Source organism: Paenarthrobacter sp. NPDC089988 (assembly GCF_044748465.1).
GTDB lineage: Bacteria > Actinomycetota > Actinomycetes > Actinomycetales > Micrococcaceae > Arthrobacter.
On sequence record NZ_JBIVGD010000009.1, the window covers coordinates 134614 to 158848 of the forward strand.

23 protein-coding genes, 1 tRNA gene and 1 riboswitch are annotated in these 24235 nt (G+C 64.8%); of the genes, 12 read left to right on the forward strand and 12 right to left on the reverse strand.

All coding sequences use genetic code 11. The annotated features are described in order from the left end of the window. The first annotated feature begins 91 nt into the window (after window positions 1–91). Window positions 92–2215 carry a penicillin acylase family protein gene (locus ACIPV6_RS12630; protein ID WP_400271212.1) on the forward strand — a complete coding sequence of 708 codons (2124 nt, stop codon included), beginning with the start codon at window positions 92–94 and terminating at the stop codon, window positions 2213–2215. Between the two features lie 87 nt (window positions 2216–2302). Continuing rightward, window positions 2303–2905 carry a GNAT family N-acetyltransferase gene (locus ACIPV6_RS12635; protein WP_400271213.1) on the forward strand — a complete coding sequence of 201 codons (603 nt, stop codon included), beginning with the start codon at window positions 2303–2305 and terminating at the stop codon, window positions 2903–2905. Window positions 2906–2984: 79 nt separating this feature from the next. On the opposite strand, the gene ACIPV6_RS12640 is transcribed toward ACIPV6_RS12635, so the two are convergent. The 3 genes from ACIPV6_RS12640 to ACIPV6_RS12650 are packed head-to-tail and all read right to left on the reverse strand — an operon-like array spanning window position 2985 to window position 5934. Then, entirely contained in the window at window positions 2985–3779 is a 795-nt protein-coding gene (locus ACIPV6_RS12640; RefSeq protein ID WP_400271214.1) for an energy-coupling factor transporter transmembrane component T family protein, read from the reverse strand. Then, window positions 3776–5314 carry an ABC transporter ATP-binding protein gene (locus ACIPV6_RS12645; protein WP_400271215.1) on the reverse strand — a complete coding sequence of 513 codons (1539 nt, stop codon included), beginning with the start codon at window positions 5312–5314 and terminating at the stop codon, window positions 3776–3778. Before ACIPV6_RS12645 ends, ACIPV6_RS12640 begins: the two co-directional genes overlap by 4 nt. Continuing rightward, window positions 5314–5934 carry an ECF transporter S component gene (locus ACIPV6_RS12650; protein WP_400271216.1) on the reverse strand — a complete coding sequence of 207 codons (621 nt, stop codon included), beginning with the start codon at window positions 5932–5934 and terminating at the stop codon, window positions 5314–5316. The genes ACIPV6_RS12645 and ACIPV6_RS12650 overlap by 1 nt, the downstream gene beginning before the upstream one ends. 78 nt (window positions 5935–6012) lie before the next feature. Next, window positions 6013–6149: riboswitch (TPP riboswitch) on the reverse strand. A 155-nt stretch (window positions 6150–6304) separates the two neighbouring features. Here ACIPV6_RS12650 and ACIPV6_RS12655 point away from each other — a divergent pair. Continuing rightward, entirely contained in the window at window positions 6305–7018 is a 714-nt protein-coding gene (locus ACIPV6_RS12655; RefSeq protein ID WP_400271217.1) for an NUDIX hydrolase, read from the forward strand. Between the two features lie 36 nt (window positions 7019–7054). Then, complete coding sequence (locus tag ACIPV6_RS12660) at window positions 7055–7315, forward strand: DUF4235 domain-containing protein (RefSeq protein WP_387438201.1); 261 nt, start codon at window positions 7055–7057, stop codon at window positions 7313–7315. A gap of 68 nt (window positions 7316–7383) precedes the next feature. On the opposite strand, the gene mnhG is transcribed toward ACIPV6_RS12660, so the two are convergent. From mnhG to ACIPV6_RS12690, 6 genes are read right to left on the reverse strand one after another with little or no spacing between them, the layout of a single operon-like run. Next, the gene (gene mnhG / locus ACIPV6_RS12665; protein ID WP_400271218.1) at window positions 7384–7767 is read right to left on the reverse strand and encodes a monovalent cation/H(+) antiporter subunit G; all 384 of its coding nucleotides are present in this window, start codon (window positions 7765–7767) and stop codon (window positions 7384–7386) included. Further along, entirely contained in the window at window positions 7757–8035 is a 279-nt protein-coding gene (locus ACIPV6_RS12670; RefSeq protein WP_387438199.1) for a monovalent cation/H+ antiporter complex subunit F, read from the reverse strand. Before ACIPV6_RS12670 ends, mnhG begins: the two co-directional genes overlap by 11 nt. Further along, on the reverse strand, window positions 8032–8595 hold the full coding sequence (locus ACIPV6_RS12675; RefSeq protein WP_400271219.1) for a Na+/H+ antiporter subunit E: 564 nt from the start codon (window positions 8593–8595) through the stop codon (window positions 8032–8034). Before ACIPV6_RS12675 ends, ACIPV6_RS12670 begins: the two co-directional genes overlap by 4 nt. Further along, a complete protein-coding gene (locus tag ACIPV6_RS12680) occupies window positions 8592–10160 on the reverse strand; it encodes a Na+/H+ antiporter subunit D (protein ID WP_400271220.1) in 1569 nt (522 codons plus the stop codon). The genes ACIPV6_RS12675 and ACIPV6_RS12680 overlap by 4 nt, the downstream gene beginning before the upstream one ends. Next, window positions 10157–10657 carry a Na(+)/H(+) antiporter subunit C gene (locus tag ACIPV6_RS12685; RefSeq protein ID WP_397325720.1) on the reverse strand — a complete coding sequence of 167 codons (501 nt, stop codon included), beginning with the start codon at window positions 10655–10657 and terminating at the stop codon, window positions 10157–10159. The genes ACIPV6_RS12680 and ACIPV6_RS12685 overlap by 4 nt, the downstream gene beginning before the upstream one ends. After that, entirely contained in the window at window positions 10654–13641 is a 2988-nt protein-coding gene (locus tag ACIPV6_RS12690) for a Na+/H+ antiporter subunit A (RefSeq protein WP_400271221.1), read from the reverse strand. Before ACIPV6_RS12690 ends, ACIPV6_RS12685 begins: the two co-directional genes overlap by 4 nt. A 197-nt stretch (window positions 13642–13838) precedes the next feature. On the opposite strand from ACIPV6_RS12690, the gene ACIPV6_RS12695 reads away from it, so the two are divergent. The 3 genes from ACIPV6_RS12695 to ACIPV6_RS12705 all read left to right on the forward strand — a co-directional run bounded on the left by ACIPV6_RS12695 (window position 13839) and on the right by ACIPV6_RS12705 (window position 16993). After that, the gene (locus ACIPV6_RS12695) at window positions 13839–15242 is read left to right on the forward strand and encodes an MFS transporter (RefSeq protein ID WP_400271222.1); all 1404 of its coding nucleotides are present in this window, start codon (window positions 13839–13841) and stop codon (window positions 15240–15242) included. Window positions 15243–15307: 65 nt separating this feature from the next. Continuing rightward, window positions 15308–15790 carry a cation:proton antiporter regulatory subunit gene (locus tag ACIPV6_RS12700; protein WP_397325723.1) on the forward strand — a complete coding sequence of 161 codons (483 nt, stop codon included), beginning with the start codon at window positions 15308–15310 and terminating at the stop codon, window positions 15788–15790. Window positions 15791–15793: 3 nt separating this feature from the next. Beyond that, a complete protein-coding gene (locus ACIPV6_RS12705) occupies window positions 15794–16993 on the forward strand; it encodes a cation:proton antiporter (protein ID WP_400271223.1) in 1200 nt (399 codons plus the stop codon). 76 nt (window positions 16994–17069) lie between these two features. Here the strand turns inward: ACIPV6_RS12705 and dcd are convergent, their stop codons facing one another. Then, window positions 17070–17645, reverse strand: a complete 576-nt coding sequence (gene dcd, locus ACIPV6_RS12710) for a dCTP deaminase (protein ID WP_397325725.1) — start codon at window positions 17643–17645, stop codon at window positions 17070–17072. A 119-nt stretch (window positions 17646–17764) separates the two neighbouring features. On the opposite strand from dcd, the gene ACIPV6_RS12715 reads away from it, so the two are divergent. After that, window positions 17765–19738: a CAP domain-containing protein gene (locus ACIPV6_RS12715; protein WP_400271224.1), complete on the forward strand. Its 1974-nt coding sequence runs from the start codon at window positions 17765–17767 to the stop codon at window positions 19736–19738. A gap of 44 nt (window positions 19739–19782) precedes the next feature. Here ACIPV6_RS12715 and ACIPV6_RS12720 read toward each other — a convergent pair whose 3' ends face one another. Continuing rightward, window positions 19783–20226, reverse strand: a complete 444-nt coding sequence (locus ACIPV6_RS12720; protein WP_400271225.1) for an SRPBCC family protein — start codon at window positions 20224–20226, stop codon at window positions 19783–19785. Between the two features lie 284 nt (window positions 20227–20510). Between ACIPV6_RS12720 and ACIPV6_RS12725 the strand changes: the two genes are divergently transcribed. The 4 genes from ACIPV6_RS12725 (at window position 20511) to ACIPV6_RS12740 (ending at window position 22797) form a co-directional block, all read left to right on the forward strand. Then, window positions 20511–20726, forward strand: coding sequence for a pentapeptide repeat-containing protein (locus tag ACIPV6_RS12725; protein WP_400271265.1), 216 nt, complete (start codon window positions 20511–20513; stop codon window positions 20724–20726). Between the two features lie 68 nt (window positions 20727–20794). After that, window positions 20795–22072 (forward strand): D-alanyl-D-alanine carboxypeptidase family protein, encoded by a 1278-nt coding sequence (locus tag ACIPV6_RS12730; RefSeq protein WP_400271266.1) that lies wholly within the window; start codon window positions 20795–20797, stop codon window positions 22070–22072. A gap of 72 nt (window positions 22073–22144) precedes the next feature. Further along, window positions 22145–22218: transfer RNA gene (locus tag ACIPV6_RS12735), tRNA-Gly, on the forward strand. Window positions 22219–22323: 105 nt separating this feature from the next. Further along, entirely contained in the window at window positions 22324–22797 is a 474-nt protein-coding gene (locus tag ACIPV6_RS12740) for a nuclear transport factor 2 family protein (protein ID WP_400271226.1), read from the forward strand. 31 nt (window positions 22798–22828) lie between these two features. Here the strand turns inward: ACIPV6_RS12740 and ACIPV6_RS12745 are convergent, their stop codons facing one another. Next, window positions 22829–24229 (reverse strand): MFS transporter, encoded by a 1401-nt coding sequence (locus ACIPV6_RS12745; protein WP_400271227.1) that lies wholly within the window; start codon window positions 24227–24229, stop codon window positions 22829–22831. Between the last annotated feature and the right edge of the window lie 6 nt (window positions 24230–24235).

Below are 24235 nucleotides of genomic sequence, written 5' to 3' on the forward strand. Positions count from 1 at the left end.
TCACGAACAGCGCGGATTTTGAGAACCCGGCACGAGGGACCTATCTTGAACTTAACTAAGCCTAACCTAAGCTCGAAAGCAGTCCTTTATTATGACGTCTGCCCCGACGCTAAACCCCGCCCCGGCAGGCGGCACCGGAACCTACCGCGATGAGTGGGGAATCCCGCATCTGTGGGCGGACTCCGCCAACGAACTCGCTTTCCTGCAGGGATACAACGCAGCAGCGGACCGATCGTGGCAGATCGAGCTGGAACGGTGGCGGTCCGAGGGCCGCACGGCCGAACTGCTCGGTCGAGACGCCGTCGCGTGGGACCGGTTCGCCCGGCAGGCCCGCGTGGATGACACAGCCCGCCGCTGCTTCGAAGGTCTCGATGAAGCCACTCAGCGTTGGTGCGGGCAGTACGTGGCCGGAGTGAACCAGGCCTTGGCTGACGGTTTGCGCAGCGGCCCGGAATTTGAAGAAGCCAACGCAACCCCTGAGCGCTGGAATCCGTGGACTCCCCTGGGTGTTTTCCTGGTCCACCACATCCTGTTCTCCACGTTTCCCAACAAGCTCTTCCGGGCCCACGTCGCCCGGACGCTCGGTGACCACGCCGTGAGCCTGTTCAGCATCGAGGCTCCCGTGTGGTCCGGCAGCAATGCCTGGGCGGCACACGGTTCCCTGACGGACAGTCGGCTGCCGCTTGTTGCGGGCGACCCGCACCGGCTCATGGAATTGCCGGGCGTGTACCAGCAGATCAGGCTTGCGTGCCCGGACTTCGACGCCGTGGGCTTCGCCTTCCCCGGAGTTCCCGGGCTTCCGCACTTCGGACACACCGGCCATACCGCGTGGGCCATCACCAACGCCATGGCCGACTACCAGGACCTTTTCGAGGAACACCTCCGCCGCGTGCCAATCCGTGGGACGGACCGCGAACGGGTCCTGGCCAGGGGCGCGGAAGGCTGGGAGCAGGTGAGCGTCAGTTCCGAGACCATCACGGTCCGCGGTTCCGGCCCTCTCCAGGTCGAGATCCTGGAGACCGCCCGCGGTCCAATCATCTCGGAAACGCCCGACGGCGGCGCGCTGAGCCTGCGCTTCCCCGCGTACGTTGAGGGGCGCCTGGGTTTCGAAGCCTTCCTTCCGCTGCTGCGGAGCCGTCAGGTTGCCGAGGTGGAGGCCGCGCTCGACTCGTGGGTGGAGCCGGTGAACAGCGTGATCACGGCCGACTCTGCGGGGTCCGTGAGGCACTTCGTCGCCGGTCTCGTGCCGCAGCGGAACCCTGCAAACCGTCGCCTTCCCGTGCCCGGACTGTCCGCCCGCCACGCGTGGGATGGCCAGTACGTTGCCCTCCCCCGCGCGGAAGTCACCAGGTTCGCGGTCAGTGCCAACGATCGCGCGGCCGGAGGTGGGGACGCTGTGGCCCTCGAGTTCGCCCCGGAACACAGGGCCCGCCGGATCAGGGAGCTCCTGGAATCTTCCCGGGGTCCGCTCTCCGTTGACCGGATGCAGGCCATCCATTCGGACTCGCTCCTTGGTCCGTGGCCGTTCTTCCGGGAGCTCCTGGATGGCCTCGACCCTGATGACCTGTCCCCTGTGGCCCATACGCTGCGCGCCCTGTTGCTTGTCTGGGACGGGCACATGGATGCAGAAAGCCATCCGGCCGCGGTGTTTGCCGCTTGGCGCGGTGCCTTGGTGCAGCGCATTGCCAGGCACCCGGCGTTGGCCCGCCTGGCTGAACCCACCGGGCACTCCTCCCTGTTCGGACCGTGGTTGTCGGCATCTTCCCGGGTGGGTTTCGCCCTTGAAACGCTGGTTGCCCGAGGTTCGGAGCTGGGGATTGCCGTCCCGGTCGAAGCAGCCGCGGCCCTTGAGGACGTGGCATTGGAGGAGTCGTTCATGAACGGGGACCTGTGGGGCGACAGGCACCAACTCCTGCCTGTGCACGAGCTTCCGGGGCCTTGGGCCGGCTCCGTCCCTGAAGCCCGGCTCAGCGGAGACACGGGCTGCGTCCTTTGCACGGAAAGCCTTCCCGGCGTGGAGGATCGAAGCTTCCGTGGGCCCGTTGCCCGCTATGTCTGGGACTTGTCCGAACGCAGCAACAGCCGTTGGATTGTGCCCTTCGGAGCCGCGGGCAAGCCGGACCACCCCCACTTCTCCGACCAGTTGCCGCTGTGGTCCACCGGGGAGTTGGTACCCGTGGTCACGGACTGGGAACGGCTCGCCAAAGACGCCTGACTCCTGGCTTCAACCACGGTTTTTCACCACCGCATCACATCAGTTCGCACCTGCACACACCACATCGCATCACACAAAAGGAAGCTCATGACTACCACCACCCAGGACTTCGCCGTCCGCACCACCATCTACGCAGAAGAGCTTGAGGGCTGGGGTTCGCTCCGGATTGTCCCCTTGGTTCCTGCCGAGGACATCGACCTCATCCACGAGTGGGTTTCGCAGCCCCGCGCCAAGTTCTGGGGCATGACGGAAAAGCCGCGCGAGGAAGTCCTGGGCATCTACGAGTTCCTGGACTCCCTGGACACCCACCACGCCTTCCTGGTGGTCCTCGACGGCGAGCCGTTGGCCCTGTTCCAGACCTACGAACCCCTGCACGATCCCGTGGGCGAGGTCTACCCTGCGCGTGAAGGGGACATCGGAATGCACCTCCTGTTGGCACCGGCAACGCGTCCTATCCCGCACTTCACGCCGCGGCTGGCAACCTCGCTCATAAAGTACATGTTCTCCGTGCCAGGCAAGGACCGGATCATCGTGGAACCGGACGCCCGCAACGCCAAGGCCCTTCGTCGGCTGGAAGCGACGTGCTTCGAACTGGGACCGATCGTCCAGCTGGAAGAGAAGGAAGCGCAGCTTGGCTTCCTGACCCGCGCCGGCTTCGATGAGATCCAGGCGGACAACGCAGACCGCTAAAAGGCCCCAGCTCATATTGTCTGAGTGAGGGAGCCGCAGGCTCCGGCCCCGGCTCCCTCGGTCGTGCACCTCGCACCGCCTAGCGCCAGACGAAGCTCCACGTCCCAGCGCTCACAGCCAACAACACAGCAGCAGCGGCGATGACCACGCCGCCCAGCAAAACCCACGCATCCAGCAACGAATAGGTGGATTCGCGCGCCCAGGTTCGCTTGCCCCCGCCGAAACCACGGGCTTCCATGGTCACGGCCAGCCGCGAAGCCCGCCGGACCGCCTGGACCAGGAGCCCGAAACTCTGCCCCAGGGTCGCCTTGATCCGTTGCACCGGGCTGCCCTGCGAGCCGACTCCACGGGCGCGCCGGGCCATGCCGATGGTCTGCCATTCTTCGGCCATCAAACCCACCAGCCGCATCGCCGCGAGCGACCCCAGGACGAAGCGGTGCGGCAGCCGCGCCTTTTGCGCCAGCGCATCGGCCAAGTCGGTGGGGTCGGTGCAGGTCATCAGCAGGATCGCCGGCAGCGCGATCGCCAGGCCCCGCAGCATGAAACCCAGCCCCAGCTGGAGGGACCCTTCGCTGATGGACCAGAGTCCGACGTCGAGCAGTACAGCGCCGCTGTCAGCGGCCACGATCGCGGTACTCCAGCCGCCAATGGCTGCCGCGATGATGAGCGGCCAGGCCCGGACCCACAGAAGCCGGATGGTGAGTCCGGCCAGCGGGAACAGCGCGAGCTCCGCCACGAGGGCGATCGACGCCGAAACCCAGTCGATGGACAAGGCCAGCACCATGGAAATCAAGAACACGGCCACGAACTTTGCCAACGGGTTTGCCCGCGTCAACAGGGCCTGGTTGCCACTGAGGCTTAGGGTCTCCCTCATGCCGCACCTGCTTCCTGTTTTTCGGCCTGGTTCGCTGGGGTGAGGCGCAGTTCCGTACCGCCCAGGACGGCGCTGAACTCCTCGTCGTGGGTCACCGAGACCACGGCCGTTCCTTGGTCCAGCAACTCCGACAGGAACGAGGCCAGCTCAGCCCACGTGTTCGCGTCCTGACCAAACGTAGGTTCGTCGAGCACCAGCACTTGGGGATGCGCCGCCAGGACAGTGGCCACAGACAGCCTTCGTTTCTCGCCGCCGGAAAGGGTGTAGGGGTTCGCGTCCACCAAGTGCGTCAGCCGCAGCCGCTCAAGCAACTCGTCGACGCGTTCCTCGCCGTGGCCCAAATGCCTGGGGCCGAACATGAGCTCGTCCAGGACCTTGCCCGTGACGAACTGGTGTTCCGGCTCCTGGAAAACGGTGCCGATGCGGGAGATCAGCTGGTCTGCTTTCCACGCGAAGGGATTGATCCCGGCGCCTTGGGAAAGTTCGACGGCGGCAGACACCTTGCCGTGCACCGGCGCCAGAAGGCCCGCCATGGTGAGCGCGAACGTGGACTTGCCCGCACCGTTGGGACCCGTGATGGTCAATGCTTGTCCGGCCCTGACCTGCGCGGTAACGCCGGCTTGGACAGGCACGGGTGGGATGCTCTTGAACCCCCGGCGACGGGGTTTTTCCCGGGACACAGCAAGGTCCTGTGCGGCCAGAAGCAACGGTGCCTGTCCCGCAGGGTCGGCGTTCCTGCCCCGGGTCCGCGGGACGTAGCCGGGAACCCACACGCCGGCATCAATGAGCATGGTGCGGGCCTCGGAGAGCACGTGGTCCGGATGCCCGTCCAGGAGGACCCCGCCACCGGGCTGCAGGACCACGATCCGGTTTACCAGGTCCTTCCACACGGACACCCGGTGCTCCACCACCACCAGGGTTGCACCGGTCTTGTCCAGGCATCGGCCAACGGCATCGCGTACTTCCAGCACACCGGCCGGGTCCAGGTTGGCTGTCGGCTCGTCCAGCAGGAGCAGCCCCGGCCGCATCGCCAGAATCCCGGCCAGCGCAAGGCGCTGCTTCTGCCCTCCGGAGAGTGCCGCCGTCGGGTGGTCCAGGGCCAGGCCGCCGCCTGCGGCGTTACGCAACCCGACGTCGTCGAGCGCTTCATGGACGCGTGCCCAAATGTCTGCCCTCGGAACGGCAAGGTTCTCGGCACCAAACGCTACGTCGTCGCCCACGCGGGACAGGACCACCTGCGTTTCCGGGTCCTGCTGCATCAATCCGGCGCGGCCCCGCTGTTCGCGCGGCAGTGCGCCGTCGATCAGCAGCGAGCCGGTTTCGTCCGAGTCGTCTTCCTCATCGCCCAACACCCCGGCCAGGGCGTGCAGGAGCGTCGACTTGCCGGCTCCGGAGGGACCCAGCAGGAGCACGCGCTCCCCGGGTTCGATCCGGAGGTCCAGGCCGTGGATGGCAGGGGTGGGCCGCCCTGCGTGCCGCCATCCCCATCCCTCGGCGGAGATGGCGGCAGGCTGGCCGCTGTTTGTGGCGGCCATCAGTTGAAGACTGGCTCCGACGCAGCCTTGCGGGATGCGAAAGCGCTCAGCACGCCAGTGGAAGCGAGTCCGCGGGTAGCTACCCAGGACAACGCACCGGCAATGATCGCGCCGGACAGGGTACAGAATGCGATGTAGGCCAGCTTGTCCACGGCCTCGTAGGCAATGTTCCAGCCCCACGGGACGAAGGAATCATTCAGGCCGCAGAAGAGTCCAGCGCCCGCGCCCGCCAGGAGCGAGGTGGGCAGGTTGAACTTCTTGTAGCGGAACGCAGCGAAGACCAGCTCCGCACCGAGGCCCTGCAAGATACCGGAGATGAGCACCGTGGTGCCGTACTGGGAGCCCATGATGAGCTCGCCGGTGGCGGCCACAGCCTCGCAGAACAGCGCGGCACCGGGCTTGCGGATGATGAGCATGCCCAGCACTGCGGGGATCATCCAGCCACCGGCGATCAGGCCGGTGAGGGGCGGGTAGGCCGCGTTCATGGGGATGGATACGATTGCGGCGCCCTGGGACCATGCCCAGAAAATCACGCCGCCGGCGATGGCGATCAACGCTGCCACCACAATGTCTACAACGCGCCAGTTATAACTGGTCTTCTTCACGCTTGCCGTGGTCATTTCTTTGCCTCCTGAGGTTACAGGAGGGGAAAGTGCTCCCCGGATACCCCGGCCGGCTCACGCCGCCCGGGTCCGGACACTCTGAGAAGCTCGACTCCCTTGCGCCGGTACTAACCGGATCAGGTTCGAGGGTCTGCGGCTGTCCGCACTCTCAGCGCCCTCGCGTCTCCCACATCACTGCAGGATTCGACGGCGGCGCTCCCCTGTCGTTATCAATCTGCCCTTGTGGGCGTGGTTCAGTTTACACCTGAAGGGGTTTGCGGGGTCATGTGGCTGGTCATAAATCCGTTGCGGGGCCCGCTCTGCGCCCCATTCCCCGCCCTTAGGGCGCACAGCAGGCCCCACAACGCGGACCTGAGAGAATGGCTGCATGACGGATACTCCCGGTCCAAGCCACCTTGACGCAGCCAAGCCAGTGGCCGAAGCCCGCCTCGCAGCCAGCGTGATCCTGCTGCGCGATACGTCTGCTGGGCTGGAGGCCTTCGTCCAGCACCGCGTATCCACCATGGATTTCGCTGCGGGGATGGTCGTGTTTCCCGGCGGCCGAGTGGACGCTGGGGATTCCCAGGGCTGGGATTACCCGCCCAAACTTCTGGAGCGGCATGCCAGGGAGTGGCGGCTGAGCTCAATCGCCGAAGCAGGTCCGGATTCCACCGCGCCCGTCAGCCAAGCAAGCAAGAGCTCCGGGACCGTTCTGGCCGCTGCCATCCGCGAAGTCCAAGAAGAAGCCGGCCTCACGTTGGATCCGGCCGACCTTCGGCCGTGGGCCAACTGGATCACACCCGTGGACATGCCCAAGCGGTTCGATACCTACTTCTACGTGGCCAAGCCCGCCCCGGACGCCGCACCGCAACACCAAACCACCGAGGCCTGGCAGTCACTATGGATGCCCGTTGACGGAATCCTGTCCGCGGAGGCCGAGGGCAAACTGCAACTCATGCCGCCCACGTATTACCTGCTTAAGGAAATCTCCGGTTTCGATTCCGTTGATGCCATGTGGATCGCGGATCATGAGGTGGTTCCCGTACTGGCACCACCCGGCTCCCTGTCCGCCTTCCTCAAGGAGAGGGCGAGCCGGGGCTAAGCAGGATCCGCCGGGTTGTGAGGTTAGGCTGAAGGCATGAACTTCTTCCTCAAGCTTCTGGGCGCAGGCGTGAGCCTCGGCGCGGGTTTCCTTGGTACCAAGCTGGTCAACAAGGGATGGGAAAAAGCCACGGGCAACAAGCCGCCCAAAGGCAACGATGACATGGAAACGAGCCTCCGCTCAGCGCTGACGTTCGCCCTCATCTCGGCGTTTGTCAGCACCCTCATCCAGGTCCTGGCCAGCCGGGGTACGCAGCGCGCAATCGCCCGCTTCGCCAAGTCCCAGGACATCGTCTAACACCTACGCGGGGTCACTTCCGGCCTATGGTGGACGTCCGGATGGGCCTGAAGTGACCCCGCGTTGCCCTAATCCTCCGAACGCCCTTCGGCTGCCCGCTGCACCACGGCTTCCAGTTCGTCCTTGGTGAGCAATTCGCGGTGCCCATGCTTGGTACGGTAGGCCGAACGCCCCACCATGTGGGCCGCCACGGGCGCCGTGAGCAACTGGAAGATCCAAGCCACCAGCAGCACGGGCCACACCCACCAGGTGCGCATCTGCAGGCCGATCGCGGCGAGCATGAGGAACAAGCCCAACACCTGCGGTTTGGTGGCCGCGTGCATGCGGCTCATGAGGTCCGGGAAGCGCAACAAACCAATGGCGGCACCCAGTGACATCAGGGCGCCGACCACCAGGAACACTGCCGTGACCGAATCGATCACGAGGTCCACGCCGCTTGCATCAGGAGTCATTGGCCTGCCCCCTCCGCTCAGCCACGAACCGGGCAACGGTCACTGACCCGATAAATCCGATCACGGCCAGGGCAACCAGGAGCATGAGGTTGTTCAGGTGACGGTTCACGGCCATATCCACTGCCAGCGCAGCGCCAAGGATCGCCAGGAGAACGTCGGAAGCGAGCACGCGGTCAAGCAGCGATGGGCCGACGGCGATCCGGATGATCGCCCCGGCCGCGGCGAGGCTGAGGATCACCGCGGTAACTACGAGGACCAGTTCTTTCACAGTGCTGCTCCTTCCATGCCGGCGGATTCAGTCCGGAGGGCTTCCACTTCCTCGCGGGTGCCCATGATCCTGATCAACCCGGCCTCTATGTTTTGGACTTCGTGCCGGATCTTCTGCACATCTTCCTCACTGTAGATATTGAGCGCGTGCAGGTAGAGCGTGGAGGTGGAGCGGTCCACTTCCACTACCAGCGAGCCCGGAATCAGGGATATGACGTGGCCTGTGGCCGTCACCATGAGGTCGGCATGGCTCCGCAAAGGAACAGCCACGACGGCGCTGCGCACCTTGGGTCCCTTGACCACGGCCAGGTAGAGGACAAGGAAGCTCGCTGCCACCACTTTGCCAAGGAACATCAACGCGAACGGTATGGCGTGGAGGATGTTGAAACGGCCACTCAGTTCAACGGGCGGCAGGTAGAACAGCTTGGCCACCACGATGGCGATGAGCGCACCGAACAACAGATTGCCAGGGCTGAAATCCCGCCACAGGGCGCCCCACACAATCACCAGCCAGATCAGCAGTGGGAGTTCGGTGCGGAAGGAGATCGGTTTGCGGCTCACTTGGCACCGCCTGTCTGAACCGCTGCCGGCACCGGAGCATTGTCACCCAGGACGGAGTGGATGTAGGCCGAACGATCGAGCATGATCTCGGCTGAGCCACCGGACAGCTGGAAAAGTGGTCCGGCGAACACAGTAAGCGCCACACCGAAGACCACCAGTGCGGCCGTCGAACCCACCATGGTCCGGGGAAGGACACCGGCACGACCGGGCGTCAGGAGTACCGGATCCGGGTACTCTGCGTCCTCGGGCTTGCGCCAGAAGGCCCTGTTCCACACGCGGGCGATGGCCAGCAAGGTCAGGAGGCTCGTGACCACGCCGCCAACCACCAGGATGATGGCCAGGGGCGTGCCGAGCTCGACGCCTGCCTGCAAGAGGCCGAGCTTCCCGAGGAACCCGGAGAACGGCGGGATGCCTGCCAGGTTCATGGCCGGTACAAAGAACAACAAGGCGAGCAGCGGGGAGAGCTTGGCCAACCCGCCCAGACGGTCGATCGAGGACGAACCTCCGCGCCGCTCAATCAAACCAGTGACCAGGAACAAACTGGTCTGGACGGTGATGTGGTGCGCCACGTAGAACACCGCGGCCCCAAGCCCCGTTATGGAGGACATCGCCAGGCCAAACACCATGTAGCCAATGTGGCTGACCAGCGTAAAGGAAAGCAGACGCTTGATGTCGCTCTGGGCCAACGCACCGAGGATGCCCACCACCATGGTCAGCAACGCAACGATCATCAAGGGCGTGTTCAGGGTGTCCCCCGGGAACAGGAGCGTTTCGGTGCGGACCATCGCGTACACGCCCACTTTGGTAAGCAAGCCGGCGAACACAGCGGTGACCGGCGCGGGTGCCGTGGGGTAGGAGTCGGGCAACCAGAAGGACAGCGGGAACACGGCGGCCTTGATGCCGAAAGCCACCAGCAGCATCACGTGCAGGAGGTTCTGCGTGCCTTGGTCCAGCTCAGCCAGCTTGATGGCCAGGTCTGCCATGGTGATGGTCCCGGTGGCGCCGTAGATCATGGCGATCGCGATCAGGAACAGCACCGAGGACACCACGGAAACCACCACGTACGTCACTCCGGCCCGGATGCGGGGCCCTGTTCCGCCGAGCGTCATGAGGACGTAGCTCGCGGTCAGCAGGATTTCGAAGCCCACGTACAGGTTGAAGAGGTCTCCAGTGAGGAAGGCGTTGGAAACACCGGCCACCAGGATCAGGTAGGTGGGGTGGAAGATGGAGACCGGCGCTTCCTGGTCGCCATCGGCCATGCCTTGGCCGGTGGCGTAGATCAGGACCGCGAGGCTCACCACGGTGGACACCACGAGCATGAGCGAGGAGAACTGGTCCACTACCAACACCACGCCCCACGGCGGCAACCAGCCACCGAGGGTCACGGAGGTGGTGCCACCGTCCCACACAGATATCAGCAGGAAGGATTCCAGGAGCAGCGTCAGGCTCAGGATGCCGATGCTGACCGCGCGCTGGGCGGCAGTGTGCCGGATCAGCACGAAGGCCAGTGCGGCACCGAGGATGGGGAGAAGGACAGCGAGCGGTGACAGGTTTGCGAGATTCACGCGCTGCCTCCTTCCCGGCTCTGAGCCGTTTTGGGGGTTTCCGTTTCTTCCGGGTGCAGCCGTTCTTCCGGAGTGGACGGAGTGATGGCGAACTCCGAGGTTTCCAGCGGCACAATGGCGTCGTCTTCGGCGTCGAAGCTCGGCGTCTGGGCGACGCGACGGTCTTCGATGTCGTCCTGGATTTCGTCCTGCCGGGCCAGTGCCCACGTGCGGTAGATGATGCCAAGCATGAACGCGGTCACCGCGAAGGAAATCACGATCGAGGTCAGGATCAGGGCCTGCGGCAACGGATCGTTGTACGTTCCAGGGTCCGTCTCTTTGGTGAACAACGGTGCCAGCCCTGCGTAACCACCGGTGGTGAGGATCAGGATATTGGTGGCGTTGGCCAGGAGCATCAGCCCCAACAGCACGCGGGTCAGGCTACGTTCCAGGATGAGGTAGATGCCACAGGCGTACAGGACGCCCATGACGATCAGCAAGGTCAGGTTGATGCTCATGCTTCACCCTTTCCGGCCGCGGCTGTCTCTGCGGCGTCATCCTCTGCGATGGGCGCGCCTTTGCCTTCAAAGTGCTCGTCGATTTCCGCTCCAAGGCTGCGGAGGACATCCAGCGCCAGCCCCACCACCACGATGTACACGCCGATGTCGAAAATCGTTGAGGTCACGAACTTGATGTCCCCGAAGACGGGCAGCCAGAACTCGATGATGGCGCTCTGGAACACCTGTCCCCCCAGGAAGAGCGGCACCAAACCGGAGGCAGCCGCCGTCGCGAGTCCCGTTCCGAGCAGCGTTCCGGCACTCACTGTTGCGGCTTCACTCAACTCGAAACGGCCACCCGCGAGGTACCGGATGGTCAGTGCCAGGCCGGCCGTCAGGCCGCCTGCAAAACCGCCGCCGGGCAGGTTGTGGCCGGCCAGGAGGAGATAGACGGAGAACACGATCATCGAGTGGAAGATGAGCCTGGTGACCACCTCGAAAATGATCGAGCGGCGCTCGGGAGCCAGGGTTCGGCCGGCTACAAGCCAGGCGTCGCGGGTAACGTCGCTGAACTTCCGCGCCACAGCCAGCGTGGCGCTGTCGCGGGAGTCACGTTCGACGTCGGTGCGGCGCCCCACGCTGCCTTCCGGCACTGCCGCTGAGGTCCTGATGCGGTCGCCACGGCTGCGCACGAAGATCAGGCTGGCCACACCGGTCGCGGCGACGGCCAGCACCGAGATCTCGCCGAAGGTGTCCCACGCGCGGATATCCACCAGGGTCACATTGACCACGTTCAAACCGCCGCCGCCCTCGTAGGCCAGCCGCGGGAAGTCCAGGGAGATCGGCGTAGCCACGCGGGCACCCATGGCGTAGATCGCCACGAAGATCATGGTGATGCCGAATGCTGCACCAATGATCACGCGGATCACCCGCAGCCGTCCGCCGGTGCGGTCCCGGAGTTCCGCGGGCAGGCTACGCATCGCGAGCACGAAGGCCACCAGCACGATGGTTTCCACCAGCATCTGGGTCAGGGCGAGGTCCGGTGCGCCCTGCAGCGCGAACACCAGGGCGATTCCGTAGCCCGTCACGGACACCATAAGGACGGCGAGGAACCGCTTGTTGGCCCGGACGGCCGCGAGTGCGCCAACAACGATCCCCATCCCCACAATGATCTGCAGCGGAGAGTTGGGATCGACGAAATACACCCCGTCAGGGAGGGGCTTGTTGGCCGCGATCAAGGCTGCGAGCGGAACAGCGAAGGCGACGGTAAGGATGACGGTCAGGTAGAAGTACAGCGAACCACGCTGGGTGCGGCCCGTGACCCAGACAGCGATGTCGTCCAGCGCACCGATGGTGTGCTGGTAGGACCGGTCGCCATCGATCCAGTCCGGAACCAGGCCCTGGACGCGGGACACTGCGTTGCGGCCGTAGAACATGGCGGCGCCCACCACGAACGTCAGCGCTGTCAGGCCCAAAGCGGGAGTGAGGCCATGCCACAAAGCGAGGTGACCGGCGTCGGGAGCTCCTTCGCGGTCCGCAAACAGCCCTGCGTACGGCTGGATCCACGAGTCCACGGGAACCGGCCAGAGTCCGTAGACGATGGTCAGGAAGCTCAGGATGGCAGGAGCGGCAAGGAAGGCCGGCTTGATCGGCTTGAAAGGAGTGGGCTCCACGCCTGCTTTGGTGGCGAAGGCACCCCACATGAAACGCGCGCTGTAGGCGAAGGTGAGGATCGATCCGATCACCAGGCCAACCAGGATCCAGATGCCCCACGCCGGCGCATCATGCCCCGTGGCGTAGTGGACAAACGTCTCGAAGACGGACTCCTTCGCCACAAACCCGGCCAAGGGAGGAACACCGGCCATAGACGCCGCCGCAATGGCAGCGACCACGCCGAGCGCGCGCGAAGAACGGAAGACCCCGGACAGCTTGCGGATATCGCGGGTACCGGCTTGGTGGTCGATGATGCCCACCACCAGGAACAGCGTGGCCTTGAACAGCCCGTGCGCCAGCAACAGTGCGAGCCCCGCAAGGGCGGCATCGGGTTGGCCAAGGCCCACCACCATGGTGAGGAAGCCAAGCTGGCTGACCGTGCCGTAGGCCAGGATGAGCTTGATGTCGGTCTGCCGCAGTGCCCGGTAGCCGCCGATCAGCATGGTGGCCAGGCCCAGCCCCAGGACCAGCGGTAGCCAGAAGTCCGATTCGGAGAAGCCCGGCGCCAGGCGGGCAACGATGTAGATCCCCGCCTTCACCATGGCCGCTGCGTGCAGGTAGGCACTGACGGGAGTTGGCGCGGCCATGGCTCCGGGGAGCCAGAAGTGGAACGGGACAAGCGCGGATTTGGTGATGGCACCCACCAGGACAAGCACGACGGCGGCAGTCACCGCGTCCTGCATGGGCCCGGCCATGAGCGTCCCGGCTTGGTCAAGGATGGCCGAGATACGGTAGGTCCCCGCAGCCTGGCCGAGGATGATGAGGCCTACGAGCATGGCGAGGCCGCCGGCCGTGGTAACCATGAGCGCTTGCAAGGCAGACCGGCGGGCGGCCAGGCGGGTGCGGGCGTAGCCGATCAGCAGGTAGGACAGGATGGTGGTCAGTTCCCAGAAAATGAACAACATCAGGAGGTCATCGGAGGTCACCAAACCGAACATTGACCCGGCGAAGGCGAGCAACTGGGCACCAAAGCCACCAAGGCCAGGGTCCTTGTCCTTAAAGTAGCGCGCGCAATAAACCAGCACCAAGGTGCCGACGCCCAGGATAAGCAGGGACATCACCCATGCCAGTGCGTCCATCCTGAAAGCGAATTCAAGCTTCAGGTCGGGGATCCAGGGCAGGACTTCTTCGAGGCCGCTGCCTGAATAGACAGGTGCGTATTGGAGGATCAACCAGATAAAAGCGCCTGCCGGTACCGCCGCGAGAGCGTAGAACGCGTTCCTGCCGAGTTTGCTGAAGATCAAAGGCGCCACAGTTGCCGCGACAAAGGTGATGGCGAGAACTGTGATCAATGTTGTCTCCGCAAAGTCAGGAAGGAATTGTCAAAAGTTGGAGCAAGCGGTGCATACGTTGGGTTCGGTTGTGCCAGTTTATCAAGGGGTTAAGGGCGTCTTCACCGGAAAGTGCGCTATGTGGACAACCTCAGGCCTTGTGAGGACCCCGGTCTGTCGCATCACGGACCGCCGTCGTGTCCCGATAGCATTCAGGCATGAACGCGGCTGCAGTTCCCGAAGCTTCCCCTCCCCCGTCCGAGCTTGCCTCCGGCCCGGCCGCTTCCAAAAAGGGGCAGATCCTCGCTTGGGCAGCCTGGGACTGGGGCTCGGCAGCCTTCAACGCTGTCATGACCACGTTCGTCTTCACCGTCTACCTGACATCCAACGCGTTCGGCGGAGAGGACACGGCGTCGGCAGCCCTCGGCGCGGCCCTGGCGTTGGCCGGGCTCGCCATCGCCTTGCTGGCACCCGTGACCGGCCAGCGTTCGGACGCCGGCGGGCGGCGGAAACTGTGGCTTGGGGTGAACACCGCTGCCACGGCCGTGCTTACGGCCTTGTGCTTCTTCGTTTTTCCCCAGCCGGGGTTCCTGTTGCTCGGGGTCTGCCTGATCGCTTTGGGCAACGTGTTCTTCGAGTTCGCCGGCGTGAACTACAACGCCATGCTGGCCCAGATCTCCACGCCCCGGAACATCGGCAAGGTCAGCGGCTTCGGGTGGGGCATGGGGTATCTCGGCGGCATCGTGGCGCTTCTCCTGGTCCTTCAGTTGTTTGTCCAACCGTCCTTCGAGTGGTTTGGCTCATCCACGCAGGACTCCCTGAACATCAGGCTCGTGGCCGTTTTCTCCGCGTTGTGGTTCTTCATCTTCGCGTTGCCTGTGCTGTTCGCCGTACCCGAACTCCCCGGCAGGAAGGATGCCGCGTCACTGGGCTTCTTCGACTCCTACCGCCTGCTGTTCAAGCGCATCGGGGCGATCTACCGGACCAGCCCGCACACCATCTTCTTCCTTCTTTCCAGCGCCATCTTCCGCGATGGATTGGCCGCCGTGTTCACCTTTGGTGGGGTGATCGCGGCAGGCACGTTCGGTTTCGAGCTTAAGGACGTCATCTTCTTTGCGATCTTCGGAAACGTGGTTGCAGCCATGGGCGCCATCATTGGCGGTTTCCTCGATGACAGGGTCGGTCCCAAGGCCGTGATCGTCATGTCGCTGGTGGGCCTGCTCGTTGCAGGAACCGTCATCCTGGTGCTGGGCAACGGCACCTACGTCTTCTTCGGCAACGAGTGGCCCGGAACCAACACCTTCTGGGTGTTCGGGCTCCTGCTCTGCCTCTTCGTGGGCCCGGCCCAGTCCTCCTCGCGCGCCTACCTGGCCAGGCTCGCTCCCAGCGGCGAATCCGGCGAACTCTTTGGCCTTTACGCCACCACCGGACGCGCCGTAAGCTTCCTGGCGCCCAGTCTCTTCACGCTGTGCATCACAATTGCTGCTCCGATTGTTGAAGAAGGTGGAGCCCAACGATGGGGCATCCTCGGGATCATGGTGGTCCTGTTGGCCGGCCTGCTGGTGATCCTGCCAGTCAAGCCGCCCAGCAAGACCGAGATCGCAGTGGTCCCGGACAAGTGAGCGCCCGGCTATAGCTGTGCGCGAACGCCGCTTCCCGGCGGATGCAAGAGAGTTAAGGTGTACATATGAACGTGGAAGAGACCGAACTCCCGGGCCTTGGTGTCCGCAAGGATTTCGTCACGGCTTCTGGCCGTCGTATCGGCGTGGTTGAGCACCGCGAGGGCGAAACCGAGCTTTTCGTTTCGACATGGGACGATCCCGATACATGCCAGGCCTCCATTCCGCTGACCGCGGACGAAGCGTCCTGCCTGGGCAACCTCCTGAGCGGGCAGCACGTTGCCATGCGCCTGGCCGAGGCACACCGGGAAATCCCCGGCATCGTCACCCGGCAGTTCTCCATCACGGCTGATTCCCCGTTCGTCAACCAACCCATGGGCAAAGCGCAGATCCGCACCCGCAGTGGGGTTTCCATCGTGGCGATCATGCGCGAAGGCGAGGTGGTCCCGTCGCCGGCACCCGACGTCGTTCTTCACCTTGGTGATCTGCTGGTGGCAGTCGGCACGCAGGAAGGTCTTGACTCGGCCGCCGGCATCCTCCGCAACGGCTGACCCGTGGATCCGGTCGCGCTTGCCCTGGTGGAACTGGGCGCTGTTGTCTTCTGCCTGGGGCTGCTGGCACGCCTGGCCGGCCGGATCGGCATGTCGCCTATTCCGCTTTACCTGGTGGGCGGCCTGGCGTTCGGCGCCGGCGGGGTGGTCAAACTCGACGGAATGCAGGAGTTCGCGCACCTTTCCGGCGAAATCGGCGTCATCCTGCTGCTGTTGATGCTTGGCCTGGAATACACGGCATCCGAACTTGTCACCGGGCTGAGGCGTTCCTGGCAAGCCGGCGTCCTGGACTTCATCATGAACTTCATCCCGGGTGCGGGCATCGCCGTGCTCCTCGGTTGGGGCCTGGTGGGAGCGATCGTCATGGGCGGCGTGACGTACATTTCCTCATCCGGCATCGCGGCCAAGGTGATTACGGACCTCGGCCGGATCGGTAACCGCGAAACTCCGGTAATCCTCTCCATTCTGGTCTTCGAGGACCTGGCCATGGCCATCTACCTGCCGATCCTCACCGCGATCCTGGCCGGCGTTGGTTTCCTCGGCGGGCTGCAAACAGTGGGGATCGCACTCGCCGTCGTGACGGTCATCCTGGTAATCGCGTTGAGGCACGGCCACCGTGTTTCCCAAGCCATCCACAGCGAGAATTCCGAGGTGTTCCTCCTCAACGTCCTGGGCCTGGCGCTGTTGGTTGCCGGCATCGCCTCGGCGCTGCAGGTTTCCGCCGCAGTTGGCGCCTTCATGCTGGGCATCGCCATTTCCGGTGCCACGGCCCACAACGCCACCAGGATCCTCGAACCGCTGCGTGACTTGTTCGCGGCGATTTTTTTCGTGGTCTTTGGCCTAAATACGGATCCGCGGTCCATTCCCCCGGTCCTCGGCGTGGCACTGCTGCTGGCCGTCCTCACCGCAGCCACCAAGATCCTGACGGGTTTCTGGGCAGCCAAGCGCGCGGGGATCGCCGTGCCGGGACGGTTCCGCGCCGGCGCAGCCTTGATCGCACGCGGGGAGTTCTCAATCGTCATCGCCGGCCTGGCCGTCGCTTCCGGGGCCGTGCCAGACGAACTCGCTGCCCTCGCAACGGCCTACGTCCTCATCATGGCCGTCCTGGGTCCGCTGGCCGCCCGGTTCGTGGAGCCCGTGGTCAAGGCATTCCGCAAGACTCCCAAAGCCCCGCCCCGCACACCCGAGCGCACGCCGGCCTGACCCGAACTTCGCCGAGGGGTTGGATCCTGGCGCTTTGCCCCCTTAGCCCGAAGAGCCAACCCCTCGGCGCAGAATCCTAGATAGCCGTCCGGTGGAAGTTCTGGTGGCTGCGGCTGGCTGTCGGACCACGCTGGCCCTGGTAGCGGTTGCCGTATTCACCGGAGCCGTACGGATGCTCGGCGGAAGAGGTCAGGCGGAAGAAGCACAACTGGCCGATCTTCATGCCGGGCCACAGCTTGATGGGCAGCGTGGCCACGTTGGACAACTCCAAGGTCACATGGCCGGAAAAACCGGGGTCGATGAAGCCGGCAGTGGAGTGCGTCAGCAAGCCAAGGCGGCCCAGCGAAGACTTGCCCTCAAGGCGTGCAGCGATGTCATCGGGCAGGCTCACGGTCTCGTACGTGGAGCCGAGCACGAATTCGCCCGGGTGCAGGATGAACGGTTCGTCACCCTCAACCTCCACCAGGCGCGTGAGCTCAGGCTGCTCCTCGGAGGGGTCGATGTGGGCGTACTTGTGGTTGTCGAAGAGCCGGAAAAACCGGTCGATCCGCACGTCCACGGAAGACGGCTGAACCATCGCGGGGTCGTACGGTTCAAGGACAATCCGTTGGGAGTCAATTTCGGCACGAATATCGCGGTCAGAGATCAGCACAGCATCAAAAATACCGCATGCATTGTCCTTGCCGTCCCGTGCGACTATAGTTCCCGGACAGGTTAAGCCGCGCCCGGACTTTGGGGGCATCGAGCATTCGCGGGGTAATTGTGGGGAAATTGGCAGCGCCTGCGGCAATTGTGGTGGCCGGAGTACTGGCACTGGTAATAGCCGGTTCCAGCCAGCTCCTGCCGGCAACAGAGACGGTTCCGGGCGGCGGCACAACTCCCTCCGGCAGCGCACCTTCCGGCCTGAAGGCTCCCGAACCAAGCACGACGGCGGTGGACTCACCTTCGGCTGAACCGGCCGCCCCCGGCGGAGAGCCAAACGGCCCCACTGTGACGGACCCGGGTCCTGCAACGGTGCCCGGCTCCGTGCCCACCCGGCCGGTTGCCGTCGAACCGACCATTGAGTCTCCTCCGCCCGTTCCAAACATCGGCCCGTCCTGGGGTCCAGACGGCCCGTCGTCACAGACCACCGCTCCCGAAGTACCCGGCGCCGAAGACGCAGGCCCGGCACCCACTGATCCCGAGCCGTCACCTGCCCCGACGCCCTCCGCTCCGGCCGCTGGCCCCTCGCCGGACGTGACGCCGTCGGCCATTGCAACCGAGCCGACTGTGACGCCCGGCCCTGGCACCACCGCCTCACCCGGCTCAACGGCAACCCCCACCCCGACGCCGACAGCACCGGCAACAGCGCCCACGGCGACCCCGACACCCTCCGGCCCGGTTCCTGCGCCGACCCCAAGCACAAGCCAGGGCCCAAGCGAAACCCCCTTCCCCGGCAAGTCCCCCAGCAGCGATCCCACCACGGACGACGGTGCCCTGGCATTGCTGCCGGACAACAACTCGGCCGCCATCCTCACAGTCTTCAACGCCATCAACAGCTACCGGGCCTCCCTTGGCCTGGCCCCGGTGAAGTACCACGCAACCGTGGCCAACCTGGCGCAGGAGTGGTCCAACAACATCGCCAGCCGTGAAGTGATCCAGCACAGGGCCAACTTCTGGACGGACCCGCGCGCCATGAACCCGAACAACGGGGCGGGGGAGGTCATCGCGGTTCGCTGGGACCGGGATGCCGCGCAACTCGTGGAATGGTGGAAGGGTTCGCCGGGCCACGATGCGCTGCTCAGGGATCCGCGGTTCAACGTGATGGGCATCGGCATCACGTACACGGACGGCAATTGGCAGACCACCCCCAACCGCTACACCCTGTGGGGCGTGGTCAACTTCTTCGGCTACACCACGTTGCCGGCCGGAACCACCACCCGCCCGGGTGGAACGGTCACGCCGCCCACGGACCCGGTGGGTGCCTGCGAACCGGGCGACAAGCACCAGCCGCCCACGGTGGATCTGAAGTCCGCTGCCATCCGCAGCGCCGCCGACCTCGTATCGGTGGGCGGTGACGGTTCGGTGTACTCGTACCAGTCCCTTGGCAACGCGAAATACGGCGCAGCCCGGAAAGTCGCAGCAGGCTTCACGGGACTCAAGGAGTTGTTCGTCTCCGACTGGGACCGTGACGGCGTGTTCGACCTCATTGCACAACGAAACGACGGGCAGTTGCTGGTGTACCCGGGCAAGGCCTCCGGTGGCTTCGGGTCGCCGGGGGTCCTGGGCCAAGGATGGCAGTCGCTCACCATTTCCGTGGGCCAGTGGTGCGCCAACAACCGGCTCCCCCAGATTGTTGCCATGGATGGTTCGGGCGGTTTATGGCTCTATAAGAACTCGGGGCTCTCCTATATCCGGAGCCAGTCAGCCATTGGCACAGGCAACCCGGCCGTGCGCCTGACCATGGTGGATTACAACGCCGACGGTTTCCAGGACCTGCTCACGGTGGAGGCGAACGGCAATCTCCGCCTGTACCGTGGCAGCGGGCTCGCCACTCCGCGGCAGGAAGCGCGGCCGATCGTCGGCGCGGCCTGGACGGACTACAGCGGCATCCGCGCGCTGCAGGGCGTCGGTGGCCCGGGGACCACGGGTGTTGCCGGTTTGGGCACCAACGGCGTGCTTGAGTACTGGGACCTCACCTCGGGCAGGCTCACCACGCCGGTCACCGTGGGCGGCGGCTGGAGTGGTTTCAAGCTCGCCCAGTAGGGCTCAATCCGTCCCGGCCAACCAACAGGCCGGACCGGTATCCGTCAGGCCGCGGTATCCGACTCGATCACGGTCTTGAGCTGCTCCAACTGGGCAACCTCAGCTTCCATGGTCTTCTGGATCATTCCGTTCATCAGCTTCTGCAAGCCCTTGGGGTGGTACTCCAGGGCGAACCTGAGCCGTGTGGTCTTTCCCTCGGTGCTGAGGTAGTAGCCGCCATGGGGCCTGGCTGGTCCGGCCACGACTTCGAAGCGCACTTCCGCTCCCGGGCGGGCTTCGGTGATCTCGAAATCGGCGGCGATGGGCCGGCCACCGGGTCCGGTGAGGGTCTGCTGGTACACAGCGCCCTTCTCACCGCGCACTCCCGAACGGAGTTCGATGCTGCGGATTCCGGTGCGCCACAGCGAGTTGTTCATGCCGTCCATGAGGAACTCGAACACGGTCATGGCGTCCCTGCTGATCACCACTTCATGGGCTGCAAATGCCATGGAAACCTCTTTCGGCGTACGGTCGAATGGTCGTAGCCCGGTTCCCCATACACTGCAGCTAACACCTTCAGAATAGTCAGCCGCACTGGCCCGCGACACACGGCCACACGAGCCTTGACCGAATGGTTACCTGACAGCCGCATGCAAGCCCGGTAGAGTTCCTGCGGCTGCTATTAATCACTTTGGGGGCGTAATGCAGGCTTTTGAGCAACAGACTTTCGCAGGAAAAGTACGACGGCGGCTGGCGGCCGGAGCGGCTTTCCTCGCCATCGCCGTGGCCGGCAGTGTGGCCGTCGCCGCGCCAGCGGGCGCCGCGCTTCCCGGGGGAACACCGCAGCGCACAGTTCACGCGGGCGCGGTTCACGCGGGCGCGGTTCACGCGGGCGCGGTTCACGCGGGCGCGGTTCACGCGGGCGCGGTTCAGGCGGGCACAGCTCAGGCGGGCGCACTCAAGGCGGCCGTCGCGCCGCAGTCCGCTCCGGCGTCGTTATCCGCCTTAACCGCCGTCCCCGCTACGGTCAACCCGCTCCCCAGCGTGGACCCGGTGGGCGATCCCGCCAGCTTCTCGGTGCTGGTGAACAAGTCCAGGCCCCTGAACCCTGCCAGTTACGCACCGAGGGACCTCATAAACGCCCGCGGCTCGGGACAGTTCCTGCGTGCCGAGGCCGCTGCGTGGCTCAACGGCCTGTTCCAGGGCGCCGCGGATGCCGGTACGGGCGGCCTCTCGATCGTGAGCGGATACCGGTCCTACGCCCAGCAACAGCAGGTGTACTCCTACTACGTCAGCATTTACGGGCAGGCGTACGCGGACACCATCTCCGCCCGGCCCGGGTACAGCGAGCATCAGACGGGCTTGGCCGTGGATGTGGGCAACCAAAACGGTTCCTGCGGGCTGAGCACGTGCTTCGGTGACACGGCAGCGGGTAAGTGGGTGGCCGCGAATGCCCACAAGTACGGCTTCATTGTCAGGTACCCCAACGGCTACACAGGAACCACGGGCTACAGCTACGAGCCGTGGCACCTCCGGTACGTCGGCGTCGCGTTGGCCACGGACATGAACCGCCGCGGCTACCCCACCATGGAGCAATACTTCGCGGGCAACACGGCGGCGGGCGCGAGCATCAAGTCGGGCGCGGACCTCGTTGCCGCCGACTCGTCCGGCAGGCTCCTGCGCTACCCGGCGACGGCGGTGGGCAACTACGCGGCGCCCGTACAGATCGGTTCGGGCTGGACCGGCCTAAAACAGGGCTTCGTGGTGGACTGGGACATCGACGGCGTCTACGACATCCTGGCCCAGTGGAACAACGGCGTCCTTGGCGTCTACCGCGGCCTTCCTGGTGGCGGCTTCGCCGGGCAGGTTGTGGTGGGCAACGGTGGTTGGGACCAAATGACCATCACGGTGGGCAAATGGTCCCACTCGCACCCGCGGCCCAGTGTGGTGGGGTACTTCCCGGACGGCGTGCTGCGTTATTACCCCAATACCTTCGGCGGGGCACTCAGCGGTCCCCAGATCATCGGCAAGGGCTGGAACGGCATGGAGCTGACCATGGCGGATTGGGAAGGCGACGGCGCCAACGACATTCTGGCCCGGACCGGTTCAGGCAAGCTCATCAACTACCGTGGCGACGGCTGGGCGGGCTTCTACGGGCCGGCAATGACGGTGGGAACGGGCTGGCAGTACATGCGCAACCTTCTCCCCAGCTTCGGCCTGACCGGCGCAGGAACACGGGGCATCACGGCGCAAACCATGGAGGGCAACCTTTACAACTACGGCCTGGGCCGTAGCCAGTGGACCACGTACTCCCAAGTGGGCTCCGGATGGAACAGCCTGAAGCTCTTCAAGTAGCAGCGTGCCTTGTCCTGAACACTCCAGGAACTGCGCTAAGCTGGGATTCGCTTCGGCTCATGCGGAAGCAACGCGGGCGTAGCTCAATGGTAGAGCGCTAGCTTCCCAAGCTCGATACGCGGGTTCGATTCCCGTCGCCCGCTCCAGCAAGACCCTTGGCCATGCGAACCACTTCGCAGGGCCAAGGGTCTTTTCTTGTGGAGCCCCACGCCTAAAATCGTAGGTACATCACCTATCCGGGAGGTCCTCCAATGACTCTCACCGACGATGCTGGGGCGGGTCCGCTCGCCGTCATCCACCGCCTGCTGGAAGCCACGAACAAGCACGATCTTGAAACCCTGGCGGAGTGCTTCTCGCCGGGGTACGTCAATGAAACTCCGGCCCACCCCACGCGGGGATTCACTGGCCGGGAGACTATCCGCACCAATTGGGAACAACTCTTCACGGGCGTTCCGGACATCAAGGTACGCATGGTGTCCCACAGCGTGAGCACCAGCCAGGTGTGGACGGAACTGCACATGCAGGGCTCATGGCGGGACGGCACCCCGCACGAGCTCACGGGCGTCATCATTTTCGGCGTCGAAGAGGGCGCCATCAACAATGCCCGCTTCTACATGGAGCCCGTGGAACATTTGGTCCGCATCGACGACACGGCTGACCGCGTCAGCCACCGCGTCACCCACGGACGGCCCCAGGACGCCCCCGCCCAGGCGGCTTCGCAGTAACACCGCTTGGACGGGGCACCACGGCCGGGTGTCAGGCCGGCTGGGTCCTCGCCACGATGCGCACCACCCGGCGACGATCGCGCAGGTCTACCTTGAGTTGCAGCGATGACTTCCTGGCCAATACGACGGCGACTACCGCAGCCGCCGCTGCCGGCACGCCGCCCGCGATCAGGATGCCGATCTGGGGTCCGAAGTGTTCGGCAAGCCAACCCATCACCGGACCGCCAATCGCCTGTCCACCAATGAGGACCACCAGGTACAGGCTCATGACTCGACCCCGGATGCTCATGTTTGAACTCGTCTGGACCATCTGGTTGGCAGCGGTGAGGAACATGAGGCACCAGAATCCGGCCAAGACCATCGCCACGCTGAACCAGACCATTGAGGGCATGGCCGAGGAGAGCACCAACATCAGTCCGTACAGCCCGGCGGACATTACCACCGAGCGCAACCGCAGTTCCCTGCGCCGGGTGGACGCAACCGCGCCCGTCAGTGCACCGAGCGCAACCATTGCGTTCAGCAGGCCGTAGCCTCCGGCACCGGCGTCGTACACGTGGTCCGCGAAGGCGGCAAGCAACACCGGGAGGCTCATGGCGAAAACCGCCACGAATCCGGCCATCAACCACGGCCAGTAAATGGTGGGCTTGCTGAGCGCATACTGCAGGCCCTCACGGAGCATGCCCTTCTTCCGCGGCGTGGGCTGGCTGAGGTGCAGTTGGTCCTTGCGGAGGATCATCAGCATGGTCACGGTTGAGCAGCAGGCTACCGCGTTCGCGGCGAAGGCCCAGCCCGCGCCCACGGCAGTGAGCAGCCATCCGGCCAGCGCAGGGCCAATGAGTCCGCCCAATTGGAAGGTAGTGGAGTTCACGCTGATGGCGTTGCGCAGGTACGTGGGACCGACAAGCTCGTTGACGAAGACCTGGCGCGCAGGCTGGTCAAGCACCGTGACGAAGCCCAGGAGCAATGCGATCACGTAAACATGCCATACCTGGACCGTGTGCGTGAGGGACAGCGCCGCCAGGGCTGCGGCCAGGACCGCTGCGGCCGATTGGCAGATGATGAGGATTTTCCGCTTGGCGAAGCGGTCGGCCATCATGCCGCCCCAAGGGCCAAGGAACAGCGAAGGCATGAACTGCAGGGCCACCGTGATTCCGACCGCCGTGACGGAACCGGACAGTTGGAGCACCATCCAGTCCTGCGCGATGCGCTGCATCCAGATGGCGATCACGGCAATGAAGTGGCCGATTGCGAAGATCCTGAAGTTCGGGACCTTCAACGAGATGAAGGTGTGCCGCCAGGGCAGCTTTTCGCTTACGACGGCGAGTGGCTGGGTGACGGTGTCCGGCTGGTTTTTCTCCGGTAAAGGACCAGCGGACAGGGAATCGATGACGGGCTGGCTGACGTTTGCCGCTGAAGGCGGTGGGGGTGCCAAAAGTAG

Coding starts and splice junctions, on each gene's coding strand:
- ACIPV6_RS12645 (WP_400271215.1), bottom strand. CDS start 5,314: ATGGCCGCCACAAACAGCGGCCAGCCTGCCGCCATCTCCGCCGAGGGA.
- ACIPV6_RS12630 (WP_400271212.1), top strand. CDS start 92: ATGACGTCTGCCCCGACGCTAAACCCCGCCCCGGCAGGCGGCACCGGA.
- ACIPV6_RS12655 (WP_400271217.1), top strand. CDS start 6,305: ATGACGGATACTCCCGGTCCAAGCCACCTTGACGCAGCCAAGCCAGTG.
- ACIPV6_RS12635 (WP_400271213.1), top strand. CDS start 2,303: ATGACTACCACCACCCAGGACTTCGCCGTCCGCACCACCATCTACGCA.
- ACIPV6_RS12660 (WP_387438201.1), top strand. CDS start 7,055: ATGAACTTCTTCCTCAAGCTTCTGGGCGCAGGCGTGAGCCTCGGCGCG.
- ACIPV6_RS12650 (WP_400271216.1), bottom strand. CDS start 5,934: ATGACCACGGCAAGCGTGAAGAAGACCAGTTATAACTGGCGCGTTGTA.
- ACIPV6_RS12685 (WP_397325720.1), bottom strand. CDS start 10,657: ATGAGCATCAACCTGACCTTGCTGATCGTCATGGGCGTCCTGTACGCC.
- ACIPV6_RS12700 (WP_397325723.1), top strand. CDS start 15,308: ATGAACGTGGAAGAGACCGAACTCCCGGGCCTTGGTGTCCGCAAGGAT.
- ACIPV6_RS12720 (WP_400271225.1), bottom strand. CDS start 20,226: ATGGCATTTGCAGCCCATGAAGTGGTGATCAGCAGGGACGCCATGACC.
- ACIPV6_RS12740 (WP_400271226.1), top strand. CDS start 22,324: ATGACTCTCACCGACGATGCTGGGGCGGGTCCGCTCGCCGTCATCCAC.
- ACIPV6_RS12695 (WP_400271222.1), top strand. CDS start 13,839: ATGAACGCGGCTGCAGTTCCCGAAGCTTCCCCTCCCCCGTCCGAGCTT.
- mnhG (WP_400271218.1), bottom strand. CDS start 7,767: ATGACTCCTGATGCAAGCGGCGTGGACCTCGTGATCGATTCGGTCACG.
- ACIPV6_RS12640 (WP_400271214.1), bottom strand. CDS start 3,779: ATGAGGGAGACCCTAAGCCTCAGTGGCAACCAGGCCCTGTTGACGCGG.